This is a genomic window from Bacillus proteolyticus (assembly GCF_001884065.1).
GTDB classification, from domain to species: domain Bacteria; phylum Bacillota; class Bacilli; order Bacillales; family Bacillaceae_G; genus Bacillus_A; species Bacillus_A proteolyticus.
On the sequence record NZ_MACH01000019.1, the window covers coordinates 12,606 to 27,583 of the forward strand.

Genomic DNA, 14,978 nt, shown 5'->3' on the forward strand with positions numbered 1-14,978 from the left:
ATAATAATAGTAAAAAGACTAAATATACTGCGAAATAAAGAGGATAATATTGTAAAATGGTTGTGAGGAGGGGGAGGAAGGAATGTTAACTGGGATAATGATCGTTATATTACTTGTAGTGATTACTGTAATTGCAACGGTGTTAATTGGGCGAAATGGTGATGCGAATTATAGTAAAGCGACGAAAGGGAATATTAAACGGCTTACGATGATTTATATTATACTAGCCGTTGTTTTAATCGTTGGATTAGGAGTGTACATTTATTTTAAAGGTTAAATAAACTGAAAAATGTAAAAATCTAAAAATAGAATTATGCTATAATATTAATATAGTTAATTGGTAATTAAGGAAAGGATTGGATATAATGATTGAAATTACGAATGTGTCAAAAAGTTATAATGGGTCTACCTATGCAGTAAAAGATTTAAGTTTATCTGTGCCTAGCGGAGAAATCTTTGGATTTTTAGGACCGAATGGTGCTGGTAAATCAACGACAATTAAGATGATTACTGGTATTCATGGGGTGGACAAAGGGACCATTACGATCAATGGCAAAGATATTATGAAAGAGCCGATGGAAGCGAAAAAGACGTTTGGATATGTTCCGGATAGTCCAGATATGTTTTTGCGATTGAAAGGAATCGAATATTTAAACTTTATGGCAGATATGTATGAAGTGCCGAAAGAGCAAAGGCAAGAGCGAATAGAGTCGTTAGCGAAGAAGTTTGATCTTTATAATGCTTTATCTGATCAAATTCAAAGTTACTCGCACGGTATGAGACAAAAAATCGTTATTATTGGTGTGCTCGTGCACGAGCCAGATGTATGGATTTTAGATGAACCGTTAACAGGTCTTGATCCGAAATCTGCATATATTTTGAAAGAAATGATGAGAGAACATGCAGATAAAGGGAAGATTGTATTTTTCTCTACACACGTATTAGAAGTTGCGGAAAAAATATGTGACCGTGTTGCTATTATTAATAAGGGAAATCTTCAGTTTAAAGGAAATTTAAATGAAATGAGAGATCATTTTAAATCCAATGAATCACTTGAAAAAATGTTCTTGGAGATGACGGGTAATGAGTAAAATTTGGACGTTAACGAAGGTATTATTGAAATTAAATTATGCAGATTTTATAACTGATAAGAAGAAACGATGGGCATATTTATTCTCCTTTGCAGCTATTTTATTTGTTGGCTTTTTAATATTTGGTTCTATAACGCACGCGATGTATGAGGGGATGAAACATTTAGGGCAAGACCCAGGAATGATTATCGCAATGGGACTTGCGATTGCGAGTATATGGGTATTTTTAATGAGTATAACGAACATTTTAACCGTATTTTATTACAGTAATGACATTGAAATGTTACTGCCGTTACCATTAAAACCAGCACAAATTATCTCGGCAAAATTTTTAACGGTATTAATTACACAATACGTAATGAGTTCATTCATTTTATTACCAATCTTTATTACGTACGGTTTGAAAAGTGGCGCATTTATTACATATTACATATACATGATTTTTATTTACTTACTCTTCCCGATTGTGCCGTTAGTATTAGCTTCGTTACTGATGACAGTTATTATGAGGTATACAAATATAGCGAAAAATAAAGACCGAGGCAATATATTTATTGGAATCGTAAGTATACTATTTATTGTAGGAATTAATGTATTTTTGCAGTGGAGAAATAAAAGTTCGTTTTCTGAAGATGCAATTACGAATTACCTTGCGAACAACGAATCCTCTCTTTTAATACAAATGACAAATTATTTTCCAACTACATATTTTGGAGCAGTCGCATTGGTAGAAAATGCGAATTGGAAGGGTCCTTTATACGTAATGATCTTTGCAGTTATTTCATTTGTATTTTTTGTGTTGTTTTATTATATTTCAGAGCGTACATATTTAAAAGGGGTTATTGGACTTTCAACGAGTACAGCAAAGAAACAAGCTATTACGTCGGAAGGTTTACAGAAATCAACGGTACAAAGTTCACATTTAAAAGCATATATGAAAAAAGAATTTAATACGTTATTCCGTACACCGCAATTTTTCTTAAATTGCATTGTGCAAACTTTCGTTATGCCAATTATGCTGTTCTTTGTTTTATTCGTACAAGATGGAAATTTAAAGTGGATTACAGGATACATTAATAATCCAGAATCAGCAGGTTTCGCGATTGGTGTTGGCCTTTGTGCATCCTTATTTTTAATGGGGAGTAACGTTATTGCAACAACGTCATTTTCACGAGATGGAAGCTCTTGGTTTGTGAATCGTTACTTACCAGTAAAAGCTTCAGATATCTTTTTTGCGAAAGCAATCACCGCTTGGTTAATTAATGTAATCATTTTAGCAGTATTCGGTATTACGATGGCAGTTGTAGCGGGAGTTTCACCAGTCTTTATGATACTTTGGTACTTGCTAAGTGCGAACGGGTTATTGTTAATTAATTTAATCGGTACACGCTGGGATGCACAAACTGCAGATATACATTGGGATACCGAACAGAAATTATTTAAAAGTCGATATACAACTTTATGGAATTTTTTAGCTAATATTTTAATAGCTTTAGTTATTGTAGCGGGAGTAAGTGTATTATACTTCTTCCTTCAAGTAGGACTGTGGGTTATGTTTATTGTTTTATTTATAATGTTTACGATTGTAAATTATATCTTTATTAAAATTTTAAAAATAGGTGCAGAACGCATATTGTCAAATATTAATTAAGAAGGTAGATCCTCTGTATTCGTGCAGGGGATTTATCCATAGATGGAGGAGAAAAGGTGAAGAAAATAGCAATTGTAACAGGGGCAACTCGTCTGAATGGAATTGGTGCAGCTGTATGCAAGGTGCTTGCTCAAAAGGGGATAGACATTTTTTTCACGTACTGGTCTCAGTATGATAAAGCGATGCCATGGGGAATAAATGATCAAGAGCCCTTTTTGTTGAAAAAGGAGATTGAAAGTTACGGTGTTCGATGTGAAATGGCAGAGATCAACTTATCGCAGTCTTATTCGCCTAATCGTGTATTGTATATGGTATCAGAACGTTTAGGTGAGCCATCTATTCTTATTAATAATGCGGCGTATTCTACTCATACGAAAATTGAAGAGTTAGATGTAGAACAGTTAGATAAACATTACACGGTCAATGTTCGTGCTACTATGTTATTAAGTTCATTATTTATTAGACATTTTTCACTTAAAACGAGTGGTAGTATTATAAATCTTACTTCTGGGCAATCATTGGGACCGATGCCAGATGAATTGGCATACGCAGCAACAAAGGGAGCAATTGAAGCATTTACAAAATCAGTAGCACCAGTTGCGATGGAGAAGGGGATTACATGAATGCTGTTGATCCAGGACCGACGAATACAGGATGGATTACAGAGGAGCTGAAGCATCATTTAGTATGGAAGTTCCCGCAAGGTAAAGTAGGAGAACCGGCGGATGCAGCACGCTTAATTTCTTTTTTAGTAAGCGAAGAAGCAAAATGGATTACCGGGCAAGTCATTCATTCAAATGGTGGTTACTCATAAATATATTATGTTAACAATTGTTGAGAAACAAAAAAATAAAAGAAAATTTTATTTTTTTGTATAAATAAAATGTCAAGAAAGATAAAAATTTGATAGGAGAGCATATCGTCATATGAAGATAGTAATTCTTGATGTGACAATATACTCTTTTTCTTTTACTACAGAGCAGAAAAATGAAGTAGAAGAAACTCGAATATTCAAATCGGCTTATCAGTTTTTGTACGTATTATTATGAAGATTACTGTCGGAAAGATGGTAATTCATGTGAAAAGGGATTTTTTAAGGGGAAATCGAATCGTAAAGGGGAGGATAAATTACGTAAACATAGGGGGATTTATATGAAAATGAAAAAGGTCGCTATCGCATCGATAACAATTGGTACAATGCTTACTATGGCAGCTTGTAGCCCTTCGGCAGATAAAGAGACAGAAAAGAAGGAGCAAGTAACTGCACAAAATGATGGAGAAGCAAAAACGACAAGTACAGACGAAACGTCAAAAACAACGAAAGATAATGAAAAAGAAACAAATACTTCTTCAAATGAAAAAACAGATAAGGATGCAAAAAATACAAAAGAATCATCAGGAACAGAAAGTAACGGTAAAACATCAACTCAAAACGAGAATGTGAAAACAAAAGAAAAAGAAACGACAGGAAAAACGAATGATCAAACTACTAGTGGGAACACAACGAAAGATCCGAAGAAAAGTGTTGCTGTGAAAACAAGTGTAAAAGAAGTTGTTGCGTTAGTTGACAGCTTAGACAAGCAATTAGCTGCGAATCCTAAATTAGAAACAGTAAATAAACTTGGAAAACAAATTAATGAGAAGTGGGATGTAATTGAAAAAGATATAGAGGCATCACATCCAACTGAATACAAAACAATTGAACAAAGTTTGTATCCATTAATTATAAGAGCGGAAAAAGAAAAGATAGATGTTAATAAAATGAAGTCATTAACGACGAAAACGAAAAAGGATTTAAATCAGTTATTGACTAAGCTTTCATAGTTTCAAACAAGCCTACTCGTATGAGTAGGCCTTCTTAGTTTGTTGAGGTAGTATGTGAGGCTGGCCATAGCTAGTCTGACTCTATTAATGTTCATCTTTAATTACGATGCGAAATGAACCGAATGCTTGTTGGCTCATATAATTATTTTTGCTGACTTTATAAGGAAATGGAAAAGCAACTAATTGGAAATTACTTTCTTGTTCCACTATAGGTAATGTGAAATTAAAAATTTGTCTCGTTTCAGGAGCGACCGTAGCATAAGCAACTTTTTGGTTATTTAATAGTTCAACTTGCTCCCAATCTTTAAAGGCCACGATTGCATAACTCATTTCTTCTGTCGTTTCATTTCCGCTAGATATAGTTAGCTCTTTACCTTCATTCTCAGAGAGCACCGCTTGTAGTTTTTCCTCATTTCTAGTAACAAATAATGGTTCATAAAGATCATCTTTTAAAACAGTTTTCGGCTGTACAGGAGTAAGTTGTATTTTCTCAGTATCTTTATGATGAGTATTAATCGAATATCGCATACTTAGAACCTCTTCTAATATAGCGGCTTTATTTAGGTCATTATCTATTAATTTATATTCAGGTTTTTTAATTATTAAAAAGGTTAATTCCCTAGCAGTAGGAGAAATTTGTAAATGGATTTTAGTAGTGAGCGAACTGTTTGGCTTTATATCGAAAGAATAGTGGGATACCGCATTTGGAGTGTCGTCTATTTTAAAAGGCTTTTGTTCGTAATCTTCTAAAATAATTAATCCATATTTTCGGTCTTCATTAATATTATGTACAAATGATAACGATACGTTGATCTTATTATTCTCACTAATAATTTCACTTCCATTGTCGATATGTTGACCTTGATCATCCTTTAAGCCGTAAGAAACGGTGTTAGTTTGCGGCTCTCTCTGTTTTTCTTCTTTCATCTTTTCTTTAGAAGGTGCGTGAGATAAATTCGGGCTTTGTATAATTGAAGTATTGAACAAATTATAAATTATAAGTATCGAAACTAGTAAAATACCGATAATAAGATATACCTTTTTCATAAATAACACCTCTTACATTCAAGAGTTTAAACCCGATTAAAACAATATATGAAAATTTCAAAAATCTCAATGATTTGTCTTGAAATTAACTTTTATTTTACATTTGATTAATCTTATTGAATAGAAAGAAATTTAGGGATTGCAAGATGATAAGTCCCAGGAATTGTCCACTTTAATTCAATATTCATAGTATGAAACATGAAGACAAAAATATATGCAGAGGTGAGGTGAATAAAGAATGCTTTGCAATTATTTTTACAATGAAACGCAAATGCGCCCTTTAGGAGGACAGGGGCCAGCGCAAAGTATAATTCTAGCTTGTTTATCAGGCTATACAAGCACAACATATGCAACGTAGTTATTATTCATTATAATCGTATTATGTGATGTGGATTATACAAGGATGGAATTTATTTTCGATCGTTACCATATGAAACTGTATATGTTTTATAGTGAACAATGCCAAAACAGAAATAGCTCTTTGATGGAGAGAGGCTACAAAAACATAAATTTCATACTTAATAAAAATTTGAAAAAGAAAAAAAGATTGCCTCTTAAGAGGCAATCTTTTTTAGAGAGAGTGTCTTAAAAATAGTTGAATTGCTTTTTCAGGTACATAGAATTTCCCGTTGCTCTCTACAACGATGCCTCCTAATTCATAATCTTTTCCACCAATATAGATAATGTTTTTATTAACAAACAATTTGGCCTCCGTATTATTGCGTTTTACTACAAGCACAGGGTTAAGTGCATCTTGCTTGTCAATCGTTACATTTGCACCAATTTGTTTAAAGGATGTTTCAGCATCTAAGAATAATTTCTTAGTTATTTCTTCTAATTGAAAGCCCATTGCTTTAGCCATTATTTTCGCAATGTCTGTATTTTGGACTAAACCGTATGGCTTTTGAGGACCGTAAGAGTATAAGAATACATCTTCACCTGTATGCCCACCAGTTGTAAAACCGATGTTCGCACGGTTGGCCAATAATTTAGTAAGAATTGGACCTACATCAGTTTTCTTATTTGCAGTTTTTAACTTTTCTCTTTCATCATTAGTTAGGTTGTCTAAACCATAAAGTGCAGCTACTTCTTTTATATTAGATAAATCATCTTTTAGTTTATTTGTAGCACCTTCAAGTGTCATTTTCGCCTTTTTCAGTGGGGCAATGTAAGCTGATACTGGTGTAGTATCATATCCTTTTGTTGTATTACTGTTACCAATGGAAATACCGCTATTACCATGATCCGCTAAAGCAATAACCATAGTGTTACCATCTTTCTTCGCAAATTCTAATGCTTCTGTAACTGCATCATCAAACGCCAATACATCGCTAATCATCCCGATTGGGTCATTTGCATGTGCTGCCCAATCTGCCTTACTGCCTTCAACGAATAAGAAGAAGCCATCTTTATCTTTTGATAATGTTTGAATGGCTTTGCTTGTCATCTGGGAAAGAGTTGGCTGCTTAGGATTGGTTATTCTACGATCCATATCGAACGCAAGGGCAGTATTAGAGAAAGAACCCCAGATTTTATTTGATTTAGAGTTTAATAACGCATCTTTTGTTTCGACAAAGTCGTAGCCTTTGTCTCGAATGACTTTTACTAAATCTTCGTTGTCTTTACGAATTCCATTGCTTGTCGTCGGCTGAAGCGCTGCCTTTCCACCACCTAAAACAACTGCTATATTTTGGTAAACTTGCTGTTCACCAAGCACTTCGAAATTTTTACGATTAACGTGGTGGGCAGAGAAACTAGCAGGAGTAGCATGCTGGATTTCTGAGGTAGCAATGATTCCTGTCGCACGGCCGGAACGTTTTGCGCCTTCTAAGACGTTGGCAACTGGACGAAACTTGCATTCTTCTTTCACTGGTTCTAAGCCAGGTGAATTCACAACAGAAGGTAATACGCCCACGTAACCTGAATTTGATTTGTTTCCTGTCGCTAAAGCTGTGGCTGCCGGTGCAGAGTCCGTAATAGCTGATTCTGCGGAATACGTACGAACACCTCCGGATACAATTTGATCTAGTGCAAGAGGTGAACCTTTATACCACCGAGCCAATGTTGTAGCAGAAGAACTTGTCCCATCTATAACCATGAAAATTACATTTTTAGGTTGCTTTTCTGCTTTTTTCACCTCAGCTTTTACCTCGTTATCGTTCATCATGATTCCTGCTGCCAATGTACCTATAACTATCGTTCCTGCTAAAGTTAGTCCTATTATCTTTTTACGAAGATTAGTCATTGTGGTTCCTCCATAGGTTGTTTTCGATATCCCAATCTACCGTTCGTATGTAAACAAAATTTATTATTAGTAGTACCCTATTACCACGAAACTAACAATAATAATTGAGTCAAAATACTGGGCACAAAAAGTTAAATTCAAGCTATTTCTTCAGCAAAATATTTTCTTCATATAAAACCTCTTTGCATCCTTAGTTACACAGTCTTTTCTATAAAAAGAATCTTCTCTTTATTTTATGGGAAACATTAGAAAAAGGATGGTGGGAACATGACAATTGATCGAGTTTGTACAATTGGGCCAGCGAGTAATAATGAAGAAACATTAACGCAGTTAATAAACAATGGTATGAAAATTGTTCGGTTAAATTTATCACATGGCACGCATGAAAGTCATAAAACAATCATGCGTTTAGTAAAATCGTTAGATGATTCTATTAAAATTCTAGGGGATGTACAAGGTCCTAAAATAAGATTGGGTGAAATGAAAGAGGAACAAATTACACTTGAAGCAGGGGAGTTATTTACTTTACATACCAATCCAGTACAAGGGAGTAAAGAAGAAGCAAGTGTTGATTATGTAGGGATTGTGAATGACGTGAAAGTTGGAAGTAGAATTCTTATTAATGATGGAGAAGTTGAACTACTTGTTGAAAAGGTAAGTGCGGACAAAATAGAAACGAGGATAAAAACAGGTGGAAATATTGCCTCTCATAAGGGGGTAAACTTACCAGGTACAATAGTTAGTTTACCAGCTATTACAGAAAAAGATAAAAAAGATATTCAGTTTCTTTTAGAAGAGAATGTTGATTTTATTGCGTGTTCTTTCGTTCGAAAACCTAGTCATATAAAGGAAATACGAAGTTTTATACATGAACATAAAGAAACATCTCCTAATTTAATTGCAAAAATAGAAACGATGGAAGCGATCGAGAATTTTCAAGACATATGCAAAGAAGCGGATGGCATTATGATCGCAAGGGGAGATTTAGGTGTGGAATTACCGTATCAATTTATTCCGCTTTTGCAAAAAATGATGATTCGTGAGTGCAATCGAACGAATACATATGTCATTACAGCGACACAAATGCTTCAATCTATGGTAGATCATTCTATTCCTACAAGAGCTGAAGTAACTGATGTATTTCAAGCTGTACTGGACGGGACGAATGCTGTTATGCTTTCTGCTGAAAGTGCGTCAGGGGAGCATCCAATCGAAAGTGTGAAAACGTTACGTCTCGTTTCGGAATTCGCTGAGCATGTGAAAAAAGATGGGCCTTTTGCGATGAAAGATGTACTGGAATTGCTGCATAAGTCTCTTTAGTATGAAAATATATATTTATCGATTATAGTATTAATTGGATACTTATGCTAAACCAGCGAAAATTTGTTGTTCTTTCTGTATGAATTTAACTTTTTATGGAAAGATATGTTAGTAAGTATACGATTTGAACGTTCTATTTTTTAGAGTGTGATAGGAGGAGAATGAATATGTCAGATATTGAAGTAGGCGAAGTTTTTAGCCTTAGCGACGAGAATAATGAAGAACAAGAAGTTGAAGTACTTGGAGCGATGGATGTCGAAGGAGCAGAATATATTGCGGTTGCCTTTGTTGAAGATATTCAAACAGAAACTGAGGAAGACATTGATATCTTCTTTTTAAAAGTAGAAGAAGATAGTGAATTCTCATACATTGAGAGTGACGAAGTATTTGAAAAAGTATCTGCTGCGTTTGAGAAGATTTTGGACGAGCAAGAACAAGAATAGTTTGACACAAGAGGGAGATGTATATCTGCCCTCTTTTTTGTATATGATTGAAAAATTTTTCTCGAACTTCTGTTTTTCAATCTACTATGAATCATACACTTCTTTTGTGTTCGCGGAAGCCGCATCTAATAAAAGGAAAATCGCTGCTATAATATGCAGAACGATTGCTATATAAGGAAAGAAGGCAACTAGAATAGTTAGGATACCTATATAATTAGAATAGGTTTTCATGCCTTTCTTTTTAGCCAATAAAATTGTAATGATATGTAAAGTGATTACTATAAGTAGCGGTATCCCGTATAAGTCAACTATTCCTTGATGTAAATAATAAGGAATTAATAAAAGGTGGGATATACCTGTAGTCCACTTCAATGCTTTTATGACTGTCTTCAAAGTTAATTCCTCCTAAATAATATGTACGTATGAATATGTTACCAAATATAGTGGTGAATGGATATTTTTTTGTATTCACATTTCGGGAAAATAGATAATTATATTATGTTAACTGATTAGTTCTTTATCCCGCTATTTGTGGGAGTCGGGCTACTCGTAAACGCCCGTTTGATGAAGGCTAATAATCAGTGGGGGGTGTCCCCCACTGATTATAGTTTCACTTTTATGCACAAGAAAAACCACCAAAATGAGGATGGTTCGTATTATAAATAATTAGGTAAGTAAGAAAGGGGAACCTTTACTTCACTACCTTCCTTCATATTTCGTAGCATAACTGTTTCTGTAGATAGTTCCTCTTCACCAATGATAAGCACATACGGGATATTTTCTTTATTGGCATAATTAAGGGCACGTTTCAATTTACGTCCGGCTAGTTCAAGCTCGATTTTTAAGGAAGTAGTAGAACGTAATTGCTGGGCGATTTGTAAGCATTGTAATTCTGTCCCGAGTGGGATGATAAAAAGATCTGCTGTAGATGCTATTGTTTCTTGTTTTTGAAGCGCGGTATAAATAACATCTAATCCGAATGAAATACCGACTGTTGGATAGTTCATATTATCACCACGGAATGACCCAATAATATTATCGTATCGACCACCGCTACCGATGCTGGATGTAATCGAGCCGTCTTTTAGAAAAATTTCATACACGGTACCTGTGTACATCGTGAGCCCTCGTGCTAAAAACGGATTGAATATAGCATTTTCATTTATTCCGAGGGCGATTAAATATTGCTGTAATTGTTGCAATTCGTTTACTCCATCGGCGACAAGTGTATTATTGAAAGTGTCCTTAAAGTCGGCAATAGTGAGCTTTAGGCAAGATAAAACAGTATTACATATTGTATCGGCCATTTCTACAGTAATCCCGCGCTCCAATACATCTTTTCGTACACCATCAATCCCAATCTTTTCGATTTTATCCAATGATAAAATTATGTCACTCGTTAATTCGGTAGGGATGTTAATAGACTGGAGAATACCATTTAATAATTTTCGGTTATTATATTGAATCGTTACTTTTAAGTTTAACGTTCGGAACAGTTCAAATGCCATGCTCATGAGTTCAGCTTCGGCCATGACTGATTCTACACCAACTATATCAACATCGCATTGTATGAACTCACGAAATCTCCCTTGTTTAATTGGACCATCTCGAAATACTTTCCCAATTTCATAACGTTTAAAAGGGAGGCGAATATTTGGATTCATCGCCACGACTTTTGCGAATGGAATTGTTAAATCGTAACGTAAAGCAAGCTCGCGTTTTCCTTGATCTTGCAGTGTATATATTTCCTTTAAAATTTCATCACCACCGCCGTACTTGTATGACATAAGTTCATACATATTTAACGTTGGTGTCTCTAACGGTTTACAGCCATAACGTTCAAACGTATCTTCACAAGCTCTTTTAATTTTATTTCGCAATACTTGCTCCTTTGGTAAATAGTCTTTTGTTCCTTTTACATTTTTCATTTCCACCCAAATCACTCCTTTTTTAAATTAAAAAAAGCTATGCAGGTATAAAAATACCCACATAGCTTTATGAATGCTTCGTGGGTCAACAGGAAAAGCCCTGTACCCACGAAGAAAAAATTTTCTTCGGATACACGGCGTTACGTATGATGATGAAGTTGGAAAGAAGTATTAAAATTTTGCATTAGAAATCTCTCCTTAACAATAAGTTTTTCCAAATTATATCAGATGATTTTTGAAATATCAATATTTTCAGTTTTGAAAAATACGTGAAGTTATGTAGGAGAAATGGAAAAGAGTGTATAATAAAACTTAATAATATGAAATAACCTTTTAAGGAGAGCGCTATGAAAAAAGATAAGACTAATGCGATGCGAATATTAGATAAAGAAAAAATTGAATATTCGATGATGTCATATGATCCGGACGATGGGAAAATTGATGGTGTTTCAGTTGCTGGGAAAATTGGTAGAGAAGTGAGAGAGGTATATAAAACGCTTGTCGCTCAAGGGAATAGTAAAGATTATCATGTTTTTATAATCCCGGTAGATGAGGAATTGAATTTAAAAGCAGCTGCAAAAGCAGTAAGTGAAAAGAAGATTGAAATGATTCCTGTAAAAGATATTACGAAAGTATCAGGATATATTCGCGGCGGTTGTTCACCGGTCGGAATGAAGAAATTATTTTCTACATGTATTGATGCGAGTGCCCAATCACTTGAAACAATTATTGTAAGCGGTGGGAAAATTGGCGTGCAAATTGAGCTGAAAGTTGATGACTTGGCGAAAGTGACGAGAGCGCAGTTTGGTGAGGTAACGAAGTAAACATACATAGGAAAAGAAGTTCTAATTTAATTAACTTTAGATAATGATTTATAGGATAGTTAGTCCATTATGAGGGCTGATTATCCTTTTTTATTTACATAATGAATGAAATGAAAAAGGATATTTAATTTAATCAGCGTAATCTGTATATGTAATTTAAATTGTTTGGCTTTGGGAAGAGGACAAAGTCTCGGTGTGAGGATCTTAAATAAACAATCATAATTATCAATATTATGATTAGAGGTGCTTTTAAAGATAGATAAAGGACAGGAGAGTGTTTTTATGAATAAACAAGCAAAAATTAAGAGTGTGTTTTGAAAAAAGATTGATTAAAACACGCTCTTAAATTATTTAATTGAATCATTCTTTTATAAAAAGTCTGATCATTTCTGTGAGTCTTCTTCCATTAAAGCGCCCGATTGCTTAAAAACGTTCTGAAGTTTAAGAAAATATTTACATTAGCGGTTTATAAAATAGTCTTGAACAATCTTGGAAAATTCTGTTGCGGCTGGAGTTAGTTCTTTTGCTGATTTCTTAACTAATCCAATCTCTCTGAAGATTTTTGGATTCAGCGGCAGACTACGTATATTTTTTAGTTTTTTTGATAAAGCAAGGTCAGGAATAATTGAAATTCCTAGCTTTCCGGCAACCATTGAAAGTACTGTTTGGTTGTCTTTAATATCGTATGAAATGCTTGGTTTTATTTTTGCTTCACGAAATTTTTCTTCTATCAGTGTTTCACAGCCAGATCGTAACATAATAAAGCTTTCTCCAATAAAGTTTTCTAAATTGATAATAGAATTCTTTTCAAAATGATGACCTTCGTATATCACGGCGGATAAAGGGTCATTTAACAGATGAATAAATTCCACGTTTTTGACTGGTAATGCTGCAAAACCAAAATCTACTGTTCCTTCTTCCACCCATTTAATGATTTCATCGTAACCACCTTCATAAAGCCTTATCTCAATGTTAGGGAATTTTTCTTTAAAGATAGAAAATAAAAACGGTATAAACCTAGCAGTAAAGCTTGGAAAACTCCCAATTGAAAGTTTCCCCATTTCTATCCCATTCACAGCTGCAACCTTTTGTTCAATATGTGCCATATTTTCAACAATTGCACGTATATGAGGGATAATATACTCACCTGCAGTCGTTAAAGATACTCCATTTCGCCCACGTTTTAATAAGTTCACACCAAGTTCTGTCTCTAGCGCTGTTATATTATGGCTGACTCCTGATTGTGTAAGTCCTATTTGGTCTCCTGCTTTTGTAAAACTTCCATTCTCTACAACTTTTAAAAAGACTTCCAACTGAAAAAAATTCAATATTTTTCATCTCCTTCTTCTTTTTATTATACATGAGAAAGTCGAATGTAATAAATGAAAAACATTCATTTTACTTATGCAAAAATCAAGAATACAATAAATTCAGCTTCAGAAAAATAGAATGATGGGGGAATCATATAATGATGAAACAAAAATATAACAAGATACTATCTCCGTATAATCTTTCCAATGGAACGACTCTTAAAAATAGGGTTGTAGTTGCACCTATGACAACTTACTCAGGTCAAGAAGATGGGTGTGTTTCCGACGAAGAGCTTGCCTACTATAGAAGAAGAGCAGCAGGTCCGGGTATGTTTATTACAGCTGCAGCTACGATTTCACCTGTAGCTACAAGCTTTCCTAGACAAATGAAAGTGTATGACAAGCAAAGTATCAGGGGTCTTACAGATCTAGCAAATTCAATTAAAGAAAAAGGGGCAAAAGCAATTTTACAGCTTCATCATGGCGGCAGTGAATCTCTTCCAGGGTATACAGGCGGAGAACAAATGGTTAGTCCAAGTGGTATTGTAGCAAGCATTTATAAAGAAGCTGGAGAAGAATATATCCCTCGTGAGTTAAGCCAAGATGAAATTGTATCTACGATTCAAGACTTTGGAAGAGCAACCTATTGGGCCATCAAATCGGGATTTGATGGTGTAGAAATTCATGGTGCGAATGGATATTTAATTCAACAATTTTTCTCTTCGTATTCTAATCACCGTAGCGACTATTGGGGAGGTACATTGGAGAAAAGAATGAATTTCCCACTTGCTGTTATAGAGGAAGTGAAACGTGTACGTGATCAGTATGCTAGCAAGCAGTTTATTATAGGCTATCGATTTTCACCTGAAGAACAGGAGGAATCGGGTATAAAGATGGATGATACAGTAGCATTTGTAAATAGATTGGCTGACCAAGAGCTTTCCTATCTACATCTTTCTGTAAAGAATGTGTGGTCTCTTCCTCGGAGTGGTTCAAATCGAACATTAACACGGACAGAAATCTTTCGAGATGTCATTGCTGGAAGAACCAGTTTTATTTCACTAGGATCCATTCATACACCTGATGAAGCGCTAGATGTATTGGAGAATGATGTACCACTCTTTGCATTAGGTAGAGAAATATTAATGGAACCAGATTGGGTGAAAAAAGTAGAGGAGGGCAGGGAAGAAAATATTGTGAACATCCTGCCTCGAGATAGCAGAAGAAAATTAGAAATTCCTAATCAAATGTGGGCTAACATAATCACACGAGGTGGTATGCCAGAGAAGAGATAA

14 protein-coding genes and 2 pseudogenes are annotated in these 14,978 nt (G+C 34.6%); 11 read left to right on the forward strand and 5 right to left on the reverse strand.

Going from position 1 to position 14,978, the window contains the following annotated elements:
- Positions 1-82: 82 nt before the first annotated feature.
- The 6 genes and pseudogenes from BAQ49_RS03025 (at position 83) to BAQ49_RS03045 (ending at position 4,566) form a co-directional block, all read left to right on the forward strand.
- On the forward strand, positions 83-277 hold the full coding sequence (locus tag BAQ49_RS03025) for a hypothetical protein (protein WP_000955218.1): 195 nt from the start codon (positions 83-85) through the stop codon (positions 275-277).
- Between the two features lie 88 nt (positions 278-365).
- Positions 366-1,091, forward strand: a complete 726-nt coding sequence (locus tag BAQ49_RS03030) for an ABC transporter ATP-binding protein (RefSeq protein ID WP_071744137.1) — start codon at positions 366-368, stop codon at positions 1,089-1,091.
- Complete coding sequence (locus BAQ49_RS03035; RefSeq protein ID WP_071744138.1) at positions 1,084-2,742, forward strand: putative ABC transporter permease subunit; 1,659 nt, start codon at positions 1,084-1,086, stop codon at positions 2,740-2,742. Before BAQ49_RS03030 ends, BAQ49_RS03035 begins: the two co-directional genes overlap by 8 nt.
- Before the next feature lie 56 nt (positions 2,743-2,798).
- Positions 2,799-3,556 (forward strand): annotated as a pseudogene (locus BAQ49_RS03040) (SDR family oxidoreductase).
- A 112-nt stretch (positions 3,557-3,668) separates the two neighbouring features.
- Entirely contained in the window at positions 3,669-3,791 is a 123-nt protein-coding gene (locus BAQ49_RS33845) for a hypothetical protein (protein ID WP_083596109.1), read from the forward strand.
- A 103-nt stretch (positions 3,792-3,894) separates the two neighbouring features.
- Complete coding sequence (locus tag BAQ49_RS03045) at positions 3,895-4,566, forward strand: hypothetical protein (RefSeq protein ID WP_071744139.1); 672 nt, start codon at positions 3,895-3,897, stop codon at positions 4,564-4,566.
- 84 nt (positions 4,567-4,650) lie between these two features.
- On the opposite strand, the gene BAQ49_RS03050 is transcribed toward BAQ49_RS03045, so the two are convergent.
- On the reverse strand, positions 4,651-5,613 hold the full coding sequence (locus tag BAQ49_RS03050) for a hypothetical protein (protein ID WP_071744140.1): 963 nt from the start codon (positions 5,611-5,613) through the stop codon (positions 4,651-4,653).
- 238 nt (positions 5,614-5,851) lie between these two features.
- Here BAQ49_RS03050 and BAQ49_RS34025 point away from each other — a divergent pair.
- A pseudogene (locus tag BAQ49_RS34025) lies at positions 5,852-6,066 on the forward strand (DUF3947 family protein).
- Positions 6,067-6,184: 118 nt separating this feature from the next.
- Here BAQ49_RS34025 and BAQ49_RS03060 read toward each other — a convergent pair.
- Positions 6,185-7,858, reverse strand: a complete 1,674-nt coding sequence (locus BAQ49_RS03060; protein WP_071744141.1) for an alkaline phosphatase — start codon at positions 7,856-7,858, stop codon at positions 6,185-6,187.
- Positions 7,859-8,125: 267 nt separating this feature from the next.
- Between BAQ49_RS03060 and BAQ49_RS03065 the strand changes: the two genes are divergently transcribed.
- Entirely contained in the window at positions 8,126-9,178 is a 1,053-nt protein-coding gene (locus tag BAQ49_RS03065) for a pyruvate kinase (RefSeq protein WP_071744142.1), read from the forward strand.
- A 167-nt stretch (positions 9,179-9,345) separates the two neighbouring features.
- The gene (locus BAQ49_RS03070; RefSeq protein WP_071744143.1) at positions 9,346-9,621 is read left to right on the forward strand and encodes a DUF1292 domain-containing protein; all 276 of its coding nucleotides are present in this window, start codon (positions 9,346-9,348) and stop codon (positions 9,619-9,621) included.
- A gap of 84 nt (positions 9,622-9,705) precedes the next feature.
- On the opposite strand, the gene BAQ49_RS03075 is transcribed toward BAQ49_RS03070, so the two are convergent.
- Positions 9,706-10,014 (reverse strand): hypothetical protein, encoded by a 309-nt coding sequence (locus BAQ49_RS03075; protein ID WP_071744144.1) that lies wholly within the window; start codon positions 10,012-10,014, stop codon positions 9,706-9,708.
- A 263-nt stretch (positions 10,015-10,277) separates the two neighbouring features.
- On the reverse strand, positions 10,278-11,555 hold the full coding sequence (locus tag BAQ49_RS03080; RefSeq protein WP_071744145.1) for a histidine--tRNA ligase: 1,278 nt from the start codon (positions 11,553-11,555) through the stop codon (positions 10,278-10,280).
- 341 nt (positions 11,556-11,896) lie between these two features.
- On the opposite strand from BAQ49_RS03080, the gene ybaK reads away from it, so the two are divergent.
- Complete coding sequence (ybaK, locus tag BAQ49_RS03085) at positions 11,897-12,373, forward strand: Cys-tRNA(Pro) deacylase (RefSeq protein ID WP_071744146.1); 477 nt, start codon at positions 11,897-11,899, stop codon at positions 12,371-12,373.
- A gap of 458 nt (positions 12,374-12,831) precedes the next feature.
- Here the strand turns inward: ybaK and BAQ49_RS03090 are convergent, their stop codons facing one another.
- Positions 12,832-13,686, reverse strand: a complete 855-nt coding sequence (locus BAQ49_RS03090; RefSeq protein ID WP_244159065.1) for a LysR family transcriptional regulator — start codon at positions 13,684-13,686, stop codon at positions 12,832-12,834.
- A gap of 155 nt (positions 13,687-13,841) precedes the next feature.
- On the opposite strand from BAQ49_RS03090, the gene BAQ49_RS03095 reads away from it, so the two are divergent.
- On the forward strand, positions 13,842-14,978 hold the full coding sequence (locus tag BAQ49_RS03095; RefSeq protein WP_084667316.1) for an NADH-dependent flavin oxidoreductase: 1,137 nt from the start codon (positions 13,842-13,844) through the stop codon (positions 14,976-14,978).

Bases quoted from the DNA above. Each gene is read 5' to 3' on its own strand.
- BAQ49_RS03025 (WP_000955218.1), top strand. From the start codon at position 83: ATGTTAACTGGGATAATGATCGTTATATTACTTGTAGTGATTACTGTA.
- BAQ49_RS03030 (WP_071744137.1), top strand. From the start codon at position 366: ATGATTGAAATTACGAATGTGTCAAAAAGTTATAATGGGTCTACCTAT.
- BAQ49_RS03035 (WP_071744138.1), top strand. From the start codon at position 1,084: ATGAGTAAAATTTGGACGTTAACGAAGGTATTATTGAAATTAAATTAT.
- BAQ49_RS33845 (WP_083596109.1), top strand. From the start codon at position 3,669: ATGAAGATAGTAATTCTTGATGTGACAATATACTCTTTTTCTTTTACT.
- BAQ49_RS03045 (WP_071744139.1), top strand. From the start codon at position 3,895: ATGAAAATGAAAAAGGTCGCTATCGCATCGATAACAATTGGTACAATG.
- BAQ49_RS03050 (WP_071744140.1), bottom strand. From the start codon at position 5,613: ATGAAAAAGGTATATCTTATTATCGGTATTTTACTAGTTTCGATACTT.
- BAQ49_RS03060 (WP_071744141.1), bottom strand. From the start codon at position 7,858: ATGACTAATCTTCGTAAAAAGATAATAGGACTAACTTTAGCAGGAACG.
- BAQ49_RS03065 (WP_071744142.1), top strand. From the start codon at position 8,126: ATGACAATTGATCGAGTTTGTACAATTGGGCCAGCGAGTAATAATGAA.
- BAQ49_RS03070 (WP_071744143.1), top strand. From the start codon at position 9,346: ATGTCAGATATTGAAGTAGGCGAAGTTTTTAGCCTTAGCGACGAGAAT.
- ybaK (WP_071744146.1), top strand. From the start codon at position 11,897: ATGAAAAAAGATAAGACTAATGCGATGCGAATATTAGATAAAGAAAAA.
- BAQ49_RS03095 (WP_084667316.1), top strand. From the start codon at position 13,842: ATGATGAAACAAAAATATAACAAGATACTATCTCCGTATAATCTTTCC.